General features: G+C 71.1%; 14 protein-coding genes and 1 tRNA gene. 9 read left to right on the top strand and 6 right to left on the bottom strand.

Annotation, left to right across the window (positions count from 1 at the left end):
- Positions 1-86 precede the first annotated feature (86 nt).
- From M1R94_RS00905 to M1R94_RS00890, 4 genes are all read left to right on the top strand, one after another.
- A complete protein-coding gene (locus tag M1R94_RS00905) occupies positions 87-701 on the top strand; it encodes a SigE family RNA polymerase sigma factor (protein ID WP_249379777.1) in 615 nt (204 codons plus the stop codon).
- A complete protein-coding gene (locus M1R94_RS00900; RefSeq protein WP_249379776.1) occupies positions 701-1,681 on the top strand; it encodes a hypothetical protein in 981 nt (326 codons plus the stop codon). Before M1R94_RS00905 ends, M1R94_RS00900 begins: the two co-directional genes overlap by 1 nt.
- A gap of 189 nt (positions 1,682-1,870) precedes the next feature.
- The gene (locus M1R94_RS00895; RefSeq protein WP_249379775.1) at positions 1,871-2,467 is read left to right on the top strand and encodes a sigma-70 family RNA polymerase sigma factor; all 597 of its coding nucleotides are present in this window, start codon (positions 1,871-1,873) and stop codon (positions 2,465-2,467) included.
- A complete protein-coding gene (locus M1R94_RS00890; protein ID WP_249379774.1) occupies positions 2,467-3,165 on the top strand; it encodes a hypothetical protein in 699 nt (232 codons plus the stop codon). Before M1R94_RS00895 ends, M1R94_RS00890 begins: the two co-directional genes overlap by 1 nt.
- 93 nt (positions 3,166-3,258) lie before the next feature.
- Here M1R94_RS00890 and M1R94_RS00885 read toward each other — a convergent pair whose 3' ends face one another.
- Positions 3,259-3,969 carry a hypothetical protein gene (locus M1R94_RS00885; protein WP_249379773.1) on the bottom strand — a complete coding sequence of 237 codons (711 nt, stop codon included), beginning with the start codon at positions 3,967-3,969 and terminating at the stop codon, positions 3,259-3,261.
- 101 nt (positions 3,970-4,070) lie between these two features.
- Here M1R94_RS00885 and M1R94_RS00880 point away from each other — a divergent pair, with 101 nt between their 5' ends.
- The gene (locus M1R94_RS00880) at positions 4,071-4,322 is read left to right on the top strand and encodes a helix-turn-helix transcriptional regulator (RefSeq protein ID WP_249379772.1); all 252 of its coding nucleotides are present in this window, start codon (positions 4,071-4,073) and stop codon (positions 4,320-4,322) included.
- Positions 4,303-5,418, top strand: a complete 1,116-nt coding sequence (locus M1R94_RS00875) for a tyrosine-type recombinase/integrase (protein ID WP_249379771.1) — start codon at positions 4,303-4,305, stop codon at positions 5,416-5,418. Before M1R94_RS00880 ends, M1R94_RS00875 begins: the two co-directional genes overlap by 20 nt.
- Before the next feature lie 86 nt (positions 5,419-5,504).
- On the opposite strand, the gene M1R94_RS00870 is transcribed toward M1R94_RS00875, so the two are convergent.
- The 3 genes from M1R94_RS00870 to M1R94_RS00860 all read right to left on the bottom strand — a co-directional run bounded on the left by M1R94_RS00870 (position 5,505) and on the right by M1R94_RS00860 (position 9,003).
- A tRNA-Pro gene (locus M1R94_RS00870) sits at positions 5,505-5,578 on the bottom strand.
- Between the two features lie 82 nt (positions 5,579-5,660).
- The gene (locus M1R94_RS00865) at positions 5,661-6,593 is read right to left on the bottom strand and encodes a metallophosphoesterase (protein WP_249379770.1); all 933 of its coding nucleotides are present in this window, start codon (positions 6,591-6,593) and stop codon (positions 5,661-5,663) included.
- Between the two features lie 7 nt (positions 6,594-6,600).
- Complete coding sequence (locus tag M1R94_RS00860) at positions 6,601-9,003, bottom strand: penicillin-binding protein (protein WP_249379769.1); 2,403 nt, start codon at positions 9,001-9,003, stop codon at positions 6,601-6,603.
- 223 nt (positions 9,004-9,226) lie between these two features.
- On the opposite strand from M1R94_RS00860, the gene M1R94_RS20985 reads away from it, so the two are divergent.
- The 3 genes from M1R94_RS20985 to M1R94_RS00845 are packed head-to-tail and all read left to right on the top strand — an operon-like array spanning position 9,227 to position 10,332.
- Positions 9,227-9,664 (top strand): WhiB family transcriptional regulator, encoded by a 438-nt coding sequence (locus M1R94_RS20985; protein ID WP_465245960.1) that lies wholly within the window; start codon positions 9,227-9,229, stop codon positions 9,662-9,664.
- A 30-nt stretch (positions 9,665-9,694) separates the two neighbouring features.
- Positions 9,695-9,862: a DUF4177 domain-containing protein gene (locus M1R94_RS00850; RefSeq protein WP_249379768.1), complete on the top strand. Its 168-nt coding sequence runs from the start codon at positions 9,695-9,697 to the stop codon at positions 9,860-9,862.
- Positions 9,859-10,332, top strand: a complete 474-nt coding sequence (locus tag M1R94_RS00845; RefSeq protein ID WP_249379767.1) for a RidA family protein — start codon at positions 9,859-9,861, stop codon at positions 10,330-10,332. Before M1R94_RS00850 ends, M1R94_RS00845 begins: the two co-directional genes overlap by 4 nt.
- A 60-nt stretch (positions 10,333-10,392) precedes the next feature.
- Here the strand turns inward: M1R94_RS00845 and M1R94_RS00840 are convergent, their stop codons facing one another.
- Together M1R94_RS00840 and M1R94_RS00835 are read right to left on the bottom strand one after the other, a co-directional pair.
- Positions 10,393-11,070, bottom strand: a complete 678-nt coding sequence (locus M1R94_RS00840; RefSeq protein ID WP_249379766.1) for a Crp/Fnr family transcriptional regulator — start codon at positions 11,068-11,070, stop codon at positions 10,393-10,395.
- A gap of 73 nt (positions 11,071-11,143) precedes the next feature.
- Positions 11,144-11,563, bottom strand: coding sequence for a hypothetical protein (locus tag M1R94_RS00835; protein WP_249379765.1), 420 nt, complete (start codon positions 11,561-11,563; stop codon positions 11,144-11,146).
- Positions 11,564-11,594: the final 31 nt, after the last annotated feature.

The following is an 11,594-nucleotide window of genomic DNA, read 5'->3' as shown; positions in this document are numbered from 1 at the left end:
GTTGGTGATGCCTTCAGGCAACCTCATGGGCGCCTTGTGCGTGTACTAGGCATGTTGGTCTTGGTGAGGTCATGAAGGGGGTACCGGTGGGCGTCGAAGACGTGCCAGTCGTCTCCGACATGCCGGTGGTCGCGCACCCCTCCGCCGGTGCGCGCCTTCGGTGGACCCGTGACGAGGAGTTCTCCGCATTCATGGTCGAGGCCGAGCCGCTGCTCGCCCGGACGGCGTGGTTGCTGTGCGGCGATGCCCATCGGGCGGAGGAGCTCGTCCAGCAGACGCTCGTCCGGACGTACGTCGCCTGGCCCCGGGCCCGGGCGACCGACCCCATGGCCTACGCGCGGCGAACGCTCGCCAACGCGCGGATCGACATGTGGCGGCGGGGGCGGCGGGAGGACCTGGTGGCGCCCGAGGACATGACCGAGCCCACCGCACCCCGTGCGTTCAGCGCGCACGGGTCCGGGCACGAGCACGAGCACGCCGAACGAGAGGTCCTGGTCTGGGCCCTGGCCCGGCTCAGCGCCCAGCGTCGACGCGTCGTGGTGTTGCGCTACGTGCTGGACCTCTCCGAGCAGCAGGTGGCCGACGACCTCAACGTGTCCGTCGGTGCAGTGAAGTCGGCGGGATCGCGAGGGCTGCGCCAGCTCCGCGAGCTGCTGGGTGAGGCCGACGGCGTCGCCGTCCGGCACGAGGAGGAGAAGTGATGGACGACGACGTGATCCTGGCCCGGCTGCGTCGGCTCGCCGACGCCGAGCCGCCCGTGGCGGTCGACCGCGCCGGCGTGCTGCTGGCCGGCCGACGGCGCCGCCTCGCTCGCAAGGCAGGGACCGTGGGAGCCGTGCTGGCGATCACCCTCGGCGCCTACCCGGTCGCCGGTGCCCTGATCCCGGACCCGGCCCCCGTGGCACCGGCTGTGCCGTCGCCGACGGAGACGACCGCACCGCCCGCTCGCGCCGCGGTCGACCACGAGGCCGGCACGATCACGCTGCCGATGGACGAGGTGGGTCTGGATCCGCACGACTCGGCAGTCACCCGGACGGCGTACCTCCACTTCTTCTCGACCTGCATGGGCGAGCGGGGCTTCGGCGAGCTCTGGGAGTTCGAGGGGCTGGTCCCGGAGCAACGATGGGAGAGCCTGCCCTACGGCATGTGGCAGGAGAGTGACGTGCGGCAGAACGGGTACGGACCTCTGCTGGAGCACCACGCCGAGACCCAGGACCCACGGCCACCGGACGACGGCGAGTCCGAAGCGGCGAGCGAGTGCACATCTGCGCTCGTCGACGCGGGCCTGGACTTCGACAGCCTCGCACTGATGGAAAAGCACAGGAACGGTGACATCGGGTGGCGACCCGCGTTCGACACCGACGAAGGTCGCGCGATCATCGGGGAGTGGCACCAGTGCCTCACCGACGGCGGGGTTCTGCCACCGCAGGAGGACTGGGAGTGGTTGCCGCCAGCCGTCCTCGAGGCCCCGATCGACGAGCAGATCCGCATCGGACTGGTCGACGTCTCCTGCAAGGAGCACGTCGACCTCGTCCAGCGCATGGGAGACCTGGATGCGGTACAGCAGGCGACCGCCCTCGAGCGGGATGCGGAGTACTACGCCGAGCTGCGGAGCATGGAGGAGGCCGTGGTCGAGCGGGCTCGGGTGTACCTCGAGGAGCACGGAATCTCGAACCCGTAGGCCGCGCCGCACGCCAGGCGGCCCGCAGCCCACGAGGGCCACCACCGGTCTCCGGCTACCAGCGAGCCCAGATGAGGTGACCGCCAGCAGGCAGAGTGCAGAAGTTGGTGACCAACGGTTTCGACGCCCCGGTCGTACTGGTGGGTAAGGGTGCGGTCGGTGCCCCTCACGGATGAAGGGAGGCGGTCGGTGGCGTCGTGGCAGATCTCCCTCGAACGACTTGTCACGGACCGCAGTACGGCGCTGATCCGTTATGGGTTCTTGCTCTGCGGCGATCGGGGCGAGGCTGAGGACCTGATGCAGGACGCACTGCTCCGCACCTTCGCCGCGGGCAAGAGTGAGCTGGATGCCGAGACCGCGGAGGGCTACGTCCGCAGGGCGATGCTCAACGCCTACGTCGACGGCTTCCGACGGCGTCGCCGCTGGGCTGCCGTCCGCCACCTGTTCGACCCACCTGCGAGCAGCGGTGACGGCGAAGCGATGGCGGCCGACCGCTTGGACGTGGAGGCGGCATTGTGGAAGCTGCGGCCACGCCAGAGGGCGTGCCTGGTGCTCCGCTACTACGAGGACATGACCGTCCCGATGATCGCGGACCAGCTGAGTCTGAGCCAGGGAGCTGTGAAGAGGTACCTGAGCGACGCGACCAAGGAGATCACCTCGGTTCTTGGCCTCGCTGACACCGACGACCGGAACGGCGTCTCGCTGACGCCCACGGAGATTCTCACCGAGCTGAGCACCGAGGTCGTCGAGGTGGTCGGGATCGACTCGAAGCGGGGAAGGTTCTGATGTCCCAGATCAGTGAGGCACTCGAGCAGGTCGCACGACGGATCCCTGACGACATCGCCGGAGAACGGCTGAGTGGTCAGGTCACCCAGATGGTGACCGTCGTTCGGCGCCGTCGCGTCGCCCGCTTGGCTGCGCGATCCATGGGTGGACTCGGGATCGTGGCGATGGTGGCCATGGCTGCTACCTCACTGAGCGACGCGCGAACCGCTGATCCCCGGCCAGCCTCTCCTGGCGTCGGAGTGGCCCTCTGCGGGCTGACCACCGAGCAGGCCGGCTGGACACCGACGGGCGCGGTTGTCGAGCTCCAGCAGACCCTTGCGGCGACGGCGGCAGACGGAAGCGCAGCCATCACGATCTCCACCGATCCAGGTGCCCTACCGGGCGGCCTGGCGGCAGCCGAGCTGCCTCGGTTCGTCGCCGTCGACCCCGCAACGGGAGTCATCGTCGGCGTCCAGGGAAACGACGACTGGCTGCCCCTCCGTGAGCCCAGCGCCTTGACCTTGCGCATGCTGGCCGAGGAACGGGTGCAGATGCGCGTCGAGTTCATCTCGTGCGGCAACGAGTCCAACGCGCCCGACCCACGCCTGCCAGCAGGAAACTACGACGTCTACGTCTTGCAGGCGCTCCAGTCACACGCAGGAGCCTCCCGCTACGGGCTGGGCGGTCCATCGCGTCTGACGGTCGAGAAGCGCCAGTAGCACCCAGCGCGACCCGGGCACCCTGCGGATCCGCCGGCGCGTTCAAGTCCAGCGGCAGACGGCCTCCTGGTGTGCCACTGCCAGACACGGATGCTAACCGGCTCGTCCCCGCCGCCCAGGCGGCAGAAGTCCACGGGCGCGAGCCTTGGCGACCCAGCCTTGGGCGGTGCTGAGCGCGACGCCGCTCAGCTCTGCCATGGTCGCCGAAGGGTTCGCATCGCCATTCACGCTGAGCCGGCCGTGCTGCAGTGCGACGAGCTCATAGAAGTCGGGAGTCTGCTTCGGGTCGCCGAGTGGCTTGAGCAGGTCACGCTCGGCGACCTTGCGGCCGCTGGGAAGCTCGATCTTGCCGCCCGAGATGGTGCTGGTGCGTGTCGTGGCGAACAGTCGCTTGTTGATCGCGGCCTCGATGCGAGCCGTCGGCAGCTCGCGCAGGAGCTGGCTCGTGATCGGGTCACCGGGGCGCCAGGGCAGGTAGACGACCCCGGTGATGCGGATCTCCTCAGGGATGGCGTAGGGCTGGCGCTGGAGCCTGATGAACACGCGAGTGTGCGTCGCGGCGTGCTCGATGTAGCGCCAGCGGCCGTCGAGCGTCTCGATCTGCTCGGAGTCGAGCTGCGCCTGGCGTTCCTCATCCTCGACCGTCTGGTCGTCGTATCCGAGCAGGGCGTCGATCGCTGCGCTGGCGTCGTCGGGGCGCTCCCCGGGGAACCGCCTGGGCAGATGCCAGCCAGCGGGCAGGTCGTCGGGGACGAGCAGCCCGTCGTAGGTCTGGTCGCCGGGCAGGCGGGGGGCTGTCGACATGCGGCCAGGCTACGCGAGATTCCACTCCACCTCATGTACTTGCCGATACGTCTCCGCGCGTGATTCAATCGCGTGTACCCGCGAGAACACGAGGTGTGGTCATGAGGGAAACGCACACGGTGGATGCAGGCGACAGGCTCCTGCGCACGCAGGAGGTCGCGGCATGGCTGGCCGTCTCCAAGTCGACGCTGGTGCGCTGGCGCCAGTCGTTCGAGGGCCCCGACGTCTACTGGCTCTCCGAGGGTGTGCCGCGCTACCGGGCGTCGGACGTCGAGCGGTGGCTGGCCGGGCGCTCTGCGGCTCGGCCACGTGCGCTGCGGCGAGTGGGTGCCCGTGCCGGTGCGACGAGGTGACAAGTGGGAGGGCCGCCTGAAGATCGGTGGCCTCGTCGTCACCACCCGCCGTTTCGAGACCAAGCGGGCGGCGACCGAGTGGGAGCGTCGGCAACGCGGAGCGTTCGACGAGCACGGCTACGACCCGAGCCGTGGCAAGGTCGCTGTCGAGGTGCTCCTGGCCGACTGGCTCCAGGAGCGGGAGGGCCGGGTCAGCCGCACCACGCTGAACACCGACCGCTACCTCATGCCTACCCCCGGACAGCGGTCGGGCAGGACCGGGACCGAGACGATCCTGCCGATCTGGCTCCGCAAGCTCCACGTCGGCAAGGTGACCGGCACAGCCATCAGCGCATGGCAGGACGGCCTGCTCGCGCGCGGGCTGGCGCCGACCTCGGTCAAGCGCCACCGCGAGTCGCTGTCGTCGTTCTTCGCCTGGTGCGTCGCCGAGGGCTACGTCGCCGTCAACCCGGTCAAGTCCGCACCGCCGCCGAAGGACCGTCGAGCCCGCGAGGACATGCGCCCCCTGCCGGCCCAGGAGTTCGAGGAGGTGCTGGCGAAGGTTGCCGAAGCCGGCCAGGTCTACGCCGATCTCGTGAACGTCCTCGGGCGCACCGGCATCCGCTGGGGTGAGGCCAGGGCGATGCTCGTCAGCGACTTCATCGAGGTGCCGATGCCTATGCTGCGCGTCGTCCGGAACCAGCCCGAGGGGACGGCCGCGGCCAAGACCCCGAAGTCGGGCCGGGGTCGTCGGGTTCCCGTGCCCGACGCGCTGGTGCCCGTGCTCCGCCGCTTCGCCGCAGGCAAGGGCCCCGGCGCTCTGCTGCTCACCGGCCCCGGCGGCGGACAGCTCCACCGTTCGACGTTCGTCCGGCAGACCCACTGGAGCGAGGCCGGCCAGGGCCGAACCTTGCACGACCTGCGGCACACCGCCGCCTGCGAGTGGATCGTGCGCGGCGTGCCGCTGACGACCGTGCAGGCGTGGCTGGGTCACAGCTCCGTCGAGATCACCGCGCGCTACCTGCACCACCTCGGCGACTCCGCCGACCGCTCCGCGCTGCAGCTGCTCAACGACTCCGCTGCGCCTGCCCCGACGCTGGGGGTGATTTCGGGGTGATTCGCCGCCGGCCAAGCGCTGGCAGCAGCAGGAAGAGGTAAGGCCCCCGGCCGCGTCTCCGCAGGCCAGGGGCCTTACTCACTGTGTCGGGGTGACAGGATTTGAACCTGCGCCCTCTTCGTCCCGAACGAAGCGCGCTACCAAGCTGCGCCACACCCCGTGGAGCCTGAACAGGATAGCCGAGACCAGGGGCACCGACGAAACCGGCCTCGTCCGGGGCCCGAGCCCGGGTCCCGTGGACCTCAGCGGGCGACGAGGGTCAGCAGCGTCGCCTCGGGCCGGCAGGCGAAGCGCACCGGTGCATAGGGGGAGGTGCCGAGGCCGGCCGAGACGTGCAGCCAGGTCGACCCGGCTCCCTCCGGGGTGTCCGGCCGCGGCCCGGGCCAGCCGTGCAGCCCCTTGGCCCGCCGGGCGTCCAGGTCGCAGTTGGTCACCAGCGCCCCCCATCCCGGGACGCACAGCTGACCGCCGTGGGTGTGCCCCGCCAGGACCAGCTGTGCGCCGTCTCCGTGCATGGCGTCCAGGACCCGCTGGTACGGCGCGTGCGCGACCCCGAGACGCAGGTCGATGTCTGCGCGGTAGGGGTGCAGGTTGCCCGGGAACCGGTCGCGGTCCAGGTGCGGGTCGTCGACCCCGACGAGCGAGATCGTCCGGCCGTCCGCCAGTACCGTGTCACGCCGGTTGGTCAGGTCCTTCCAGCCGGCTTCGCGCAGCGCGGCCCCCAGAGGCCCGGCGGGCAGGTGCACGTGCTCGCTGACGCGGGTGCCACGCGGGTCGGCGCGCAGGTACCGGGCGGGGTTCTTGGGGACCGGTGCGTAGTAGTCGTTGGAGCCCATGACGAAGGCCCCGGGGAGTGCCATCAGCGGCTCGAGGGCGTGCAGCAGGGGCGCCAGGGCCTCGACGTGCGCCATGTTGTCGCCCGTGTCGATCACCAGGTCCGGCTCGAGGTCCGCGAGCCGGCGGACCCAGGCGATCTTCTCGTCCTGGTGGGGCGTGAGGTGCAGGTCCGAGAGGTGCAGCACCCGCAGCGGGCGTTGGCCGGGGGCGAGCACGGGCACGGCGACCCGGCGCAGGGTGAACCAGCGCACCTCGACCAGGCTCGCCCAGGCCAGTGCGGCGGCTCCCGTGAGAGCCACCGCACCGGCAACGGCAGGAAGCGTCGGTCCGCGACCCATCAGGCGGTCACGGTGCGCCGGGCGGGCCGGCGTCGGGACGGCCGTTCCCGCCACCGCGTGAGCCGGGCTCGTCGGCGGGCGGGTCGGGCCGGGGCTCGGGTCCCGCCGACGGGAAGAGCGTGATGACGGTCCCCTTGGTCACCGTGGACCCGCCGGACGGGTCGGTCGCCGCCACGAGGCCCTGCGGCACCTGGGAGAAGCGCGCGTCGGTCGAGGTGCGCACGTTGAACCCGGCGCCGACGAGCGTCGCGCGGGCGTTCGCCTGGGTCATCCCCCCCACGTTGGGCACCCGCACCTGCACCCCGTTGAGGATGCGCCCGTCGACCGCACCGAACGGGGCGGCCGGGAGTCCCTCGTGCGCACGGACCATGAAGCGCTTCCAGGTCGGGGCGGAGATGCTCGAGCCGTAGACGTTGCGGTAGTAGGTGCCGTTGACCGTCATCCGGCGTACCGGGATGTTGCCCTCGGAGTAGCCGGTCCACACCGCGGTCGACAGCTGCGGGGTGTACCCGACGAACCAGGTGTGCTCGTTGACGTTCGACGTACCCGTCTTGCCGGCCGACTGCCGGCCTGGCAGCCCGCCGACGGCCGAGGCGGTGCCCTCGGTGAGGGTGCGCTCGAGGGCGTAGGTCACGCCGTTGGCGACCTGCGGCTCGAGGGCCAGCCGGCAGTTGGCCGACGGGACGGGCAGCTGCTCTCCCTGGCGGTCCACCACGCTGATGATCGCGATCGGGTCGCAGTACGTACCGCCCGAGGCGAAGGTCGCGAAGGCGGCCGCCATGGTCAGCGGTGCGATCTCCGCGGTTCCCAGGACGTTCGCTGGGCCCACCTCGACCGGCTCGCCGGTCGCCCGGTGGACGCCCATCTTGGCGGCGGTCTCGAAGATCCCGCACAGGTCCAGCTGGTTGGCCATGGCCATGTACCCGGAGTTGACCGATCGAGAGGACGCCCGCAGCACCGAGATGGGTCCCTGGTCACCGCCCTCGGAGTTCTGCGGGTTGTAGTCGGGCAGGCTGCCGGTGCAGGGGGCGTTCCAGTCGGTGAAGTCGCGTCGGGTCGCGTCGATCACCTGGTTGAGGCTGTTGCCCTGCCGCAGCCACTCGGCGAGCGTGAAGGGCTTGAAGGTCGAGCCCGGCTGGAAGCCGCTCGAGCCCCCGTACTTGAAGTCCGTGTTGTAGTTGACCGCGGTCTGGCCGGGGCCCGGCTCCGGTGCGGTGTTGAACGTGCGGTTCTGCGCCATCGCGAGCACGTGGCCGGTGCCGGGCTCGACGACGGACACGGCGTGGGCGACCCCCGAGGGGTCGTCTGGGGGGATGCCCGCCATGACCTCCTGCTCGGCGATCAGCTGTCGACCGAGGTCCATCGTGGTGGTGATGGTCAGCCCACCCCGGTACAGCCGGGCGCGCCGGTCCTCGTAGGTCTCCCCGAAGATCTCGTCCTGGATGAGGATCTTGGTCACGAAGTCGCAGAAGTACCCCGAGCCACCGGCCGCCATGCACCCAAGGTTGTTGCGGCTGATGTCGAGCGTCTCTGGCAGGGGGGTAGCCACCCCGGCGTCGTACTCCTCCTGGGTGATCTTGCTCTCACCGAGCATGCGGACCAGCACGTCATTGCGCCGTCCCTCGGTGCCCTCGGGGTTGCGCTCGGGGTCCCAGAGGCCGGGTGACTGGGTGATCCCGGCGATGGTGGCGGCCTGGAGGTAGTTGAGCTCGGACGCCGGGGTCGAGAAGTAGTACTGCCCCGCCGCCTCGACGCCGTAGACCGACGGCCCGAACTGGGCGATGTTGAGATAGCGCTCGAGGATCTCGTCCTTGGTCAGCCGCTGCTCGAGGGCGATCGCGAGCTTGGCCTCGCGGAGCTTGCGGCCGTAGCCGTCGACGCCGTCGGTCTCGCGTGCGGCGGCGACCTCCTCAGCGTCCTCCGCAGAGGTGATCAGCACGTTCTTGATGTACTGCTGCGTCAGGGTCGAGGCGCCCTCGAGGTCGTCGTTGACCGCGTTGTTGACAAAGGCGCGCCCCATGCCCAGGGGGTCGATGCCCCCGTGCTCGTAGAAGCGGCGGTCCTCGACCGAGACCACCGCGTCGCGCATCGGCTGGGACACCTGGTCCAGACTCACCACGATGCGGTTCTGGTCGAAGAAGGTCGCGAGCACGGTGCCGTCCGCGGTCAGGACGGTCGACTTCTCCGAGAGCGGCTCCTCCTCGAACTCGGTCGGCAGGTCGTCGAAGAGGGTGACCGAGGTCTCGGTGACGGCGCTGGCCGTCGCCACCGCCGGCATCACCAGGCCTGCGGCGAGCACCCCACCCAGCCCGGCCACCAGCGCGAAGGCGAGCAGCAGCGCGAGGGCCTGGAGGGCGTTGACGTGCCGGCCGGAGCGGGTCGAGGCAGGCGGGGAGGCAGGGGTCACCATGCGACCAGCCTACGGGAGGGCTCCTGCGATACCGGGGTGGTCCGCGGTGGGGTTCGTGGAGCGGTTCTGTGGAGGCGTGGTGGAGCCACCCGCCCACCGGTTACCCGAACGGCCCATCCCGAGGGGTACTTGATGGCCCTACGGTGGAGGCACCACGCCGGGAGGCGCCCCGGCCGCGGTCCGCTGCCTGCCTCCGGGTGGCGGTGAGTTCGACGGAGGGGGCATGGTGGCCGACGACCAGCACTGGGCGACCCGCGGAGCCTGCAGGTCGCGGTCGCCCGACGAGCTCTTCGTCGAGGGCGCTGCGCAGCGTGCGGCACGGGAGGTGTGCGCCGGCTGCTCGGTCCGGCTCGAGTGCCTGGTCGACGCGCTCGACCACCACATCGCGTTCGGTGTCTGGGGCGGCATGACCGAGCGTGAACGACGCGCGCTGCTGCGCCGTCACCCCGACGTCGAGTCCTGGTGGGAGATGCTGCAGCTCGAACCGGGGCTGGCCCGCATCGAGGAGAGCAGCTACCGCCCGCGGGTCCACGGCGACCCGTCGCGAGCACGTCCCAACCCGGGGGACGCCGGGCACGTCGGCAACGTCACCCCCGAACGACGCGAGGGCGGGGCGGGCAACCGGACGGCCCGCGCGGCAGCGCTCCGGCAGCAGTCGTAGCGCCGCCCCCCGACGTCATAGGCTCAGCCCATGGCCACCACGTGGGAGTACTCGACCGTTCCGCTCATCGTGCACGCGACCAAGGCGATCCTGGACCAGTGGGGGGCGGACGGCTGGGAGCTCGTCCAGGTCATCCCCGGCCCGGACGGCAACGGCCTGGTCGCCTACCTCAAGCGCCCGACGGGTGAGCGCCCGTGACCTCGACCATCGGTCAGCGCCTCGCCGAGCTGGGCATCCAGCTCCCCGAGGTCGCCGCACCGGTCGCGGCGTACGTCCCCGCCGTGCGCACCGGCAGCTACGTGTGGACCTCGGGCCAGCTGCCCTTCGTCGACGGTGCGCTGCCCACCACCGGGAAGGTCGGGCTCGGACCGGGCCAGGTCGACCCGACCGAGGCAGCGTCCCTCGCCCGGGCCGCCGTGCTGAACGCCCTCGCGGCGGTCGCCGAGCAGGCGGGCAGCCTGGATCGGGTCAAGCGTGTCGTCAAGCTCGTCGGGTTCGTCGCGAGCGACCCCTCGTTCACCGGCCAGCCGCAGGTGGTCAACGGCGCCAGCGAGCTGCTCGGGCAGATCTTCGGCGAGGCGGGCGTGCACGCCCGCAGCGCCGTCGGGGTGGCCGTGCTGCCGCTCGACTCCCCGGTGGAGATCGAGCTGGTCGTCGAGCTGCGGTGAGCCGAGGGTCGCAGGGCTGAGCAGGCAGCCGCCGCGCCCGCTCAGCGCGCGGCGCTCGAGTCAGCGGGCGCGGCGCTCGAGCCGGTCGATGTCCAGCAGCACGATGGCCCGGCCCTCCCGACGGACCCAGCCGCGGGCGGCGAAGTCGGCGAGCGCCTTGTTGACCGTCTCGCGCGAGGCGCCGACCAGCTGGGCGAGCTCCTCCTGCGTGAGGTCGTGCGCGACCCGCAGGCCGTCGTCGGCCGGCTCGCCGAAGCGGGTCGACAGGTCGAGCAGGGCCTTGGCCACACGTCCGGGGACGTCGGAGAAGACGAGGTCGGCGAGGGCTTCGTTGGTGCGGCGCAGCCGGCGGGCCAGGGCCTCCAGCAGGTGCTTGGCCACTGCCGGGTACTGCTCGAGCCAGCCGATGAGCTCGGTGTGGCTCAGCTCGTACAGGACGGCGTCCGAGACGGCGGTCGCGGTGGCCGTGCGCGGGCCGGGGTCGAACAGGGAGAGCTCGCCGAACATCTCGGCCGGTCCGAGCACCGAGAGCAGGTTCTCCCTGCCGTCGCTCGAGCGCCGGCCGAGCTTGACCTTGCCCGATCCGATCACGTACAGCCGATCGCCGGGCTGACCCTCCTGGAACAGGGCGTGACCGCGGGCCAGGCGGACCGGGGTCATCGAGGTGAAGAGCGCGCGCGATGCCTCCGCGTCGATCCCTGCGAAGAGGGGTGCTGAGAGCACTACGTCGTCGTCCACGCCGTCCCGTCCTTGGTCTGGTGCGGGCGCACAGGGGTGACGCCCGCCACCATCCTGCCTCATCCGTGCAGGCTCAGCGAGCGCCCGCCGGGGGTGCGGGGGATGCGTCGACCTCGGAGGCCACCAGCTGGAGGGTCTGACCGGCGAGGTCCTCGAGGATGGCGTCGAGCTGGTCCCCGTACGCGGCCAGGGTCCGGTCCAGGCTGCGCAGCTGCTCCATCAGGTCCACGGTGTCTCGCGGTGGCGTCGCGGACACGGCCGAGACGAGATCGACGTGCGCGGGGAGACGGTGCTGACCCGCCGGGAGCACGTCCCACGACAGGGTTCCCAGGGGCTCAGGAGGTGCCAGTGCGGCCACCGTCAGATCGAGCCGGGCCCGCAGCAGCCGACGCCAGCGGACCAGCTGTCCACGCTCGGCGCGCAGTGCCCGGTGGGCGGTGACGGGGTCGGTGATCATGGTGCGCGAGGGGTGCGAAGGGTGCGGGAGTGCCATGTCTCCTCGTCCCCTCTCTGCGTGCCTGTCG

The organism is Actinotalea alkalitolerans (assembly GCF_023369855.1).
Classification (GTDB): domain Bacteria; phylum Actinomycetota; class Actinomycetes; order Actinomycetales; family Cellulomonadaceae; genus Actinotalea.
This window is presented reverse-complemented; position numbering and strand designations above follow the sequence as displayed.

What these genes read in the sequence shown, in the direction of transcription:
- M1R94_RS00880 (WP_249379772.1), top strand. Translation starts at nt 4,071, where the DNA reads ATGAGGGAAACGCACACGGTGGATGCAGGCGACAGGCTCCTGCGCACG.
- M1R94_RS20985 (WP_465245960.1), top strand. Translation starts at nt 9,227, where the DNA reads ATGGTGGCCGACGACCAGCACTGGGCGACCCGCGGAGCCTGCAGGTCG.
- M1R94_RS00835 (WP_249379765.1), bottom strand. Translation starts at nt 11,563, where the DNA reads ATGGCACTCCCGCACCCTTCGCACCCCTCGCGCACCATGATCACCGAC.
- M1R94_RS00890 (WP_249379774.1), top strand. Translation starts at nt 2,467, where the DNA reads ATGTCCCAGATCAGTGAGGCACTCGAGCAGGTCGCACGACGGATCCCT.
- M1R94_RS00865 (WP_249379770.1), bottom strand. Translation starts at nt 6,593, where the DNA reads ATGGGTCGCGGACCGACGCTTCCTGCCGTTGCCGGTGCGGTGGCTCTC.
- M1R94_RS00860 (WP_249379769.1), bottom strand. Translation starts at nt 9,003, where the DNA reads ATGGTGACCCCTGCCTCCCCGCCTGCCTCGACCCGCTCCGGCCGGCAC.
- M1R94_RS00885 (WP_249379773.1), bottom strand. Translation starts at nt 3,969, where the DNA reads ATGTCGACAGCCCCCCGCCTGCCCGGCGACCAGACCTACGACGGGCTG.
- M1R94_RS00850 (WP_249379768.1), top strand. Translation starts at nt 9,695, where the DNA reads ATGGCCACCACGTGGGAGTACTCGACCGTTCCGCTCATCGTGCACGCG.
- M1R94_RS00900 (WP_249379776.1), top strand. Translation starts at nt 701, where the DNA reads ATGGACGACGACGTGATCCTGGCCCGGCTGCGTCGGCTCGCCGACGCC.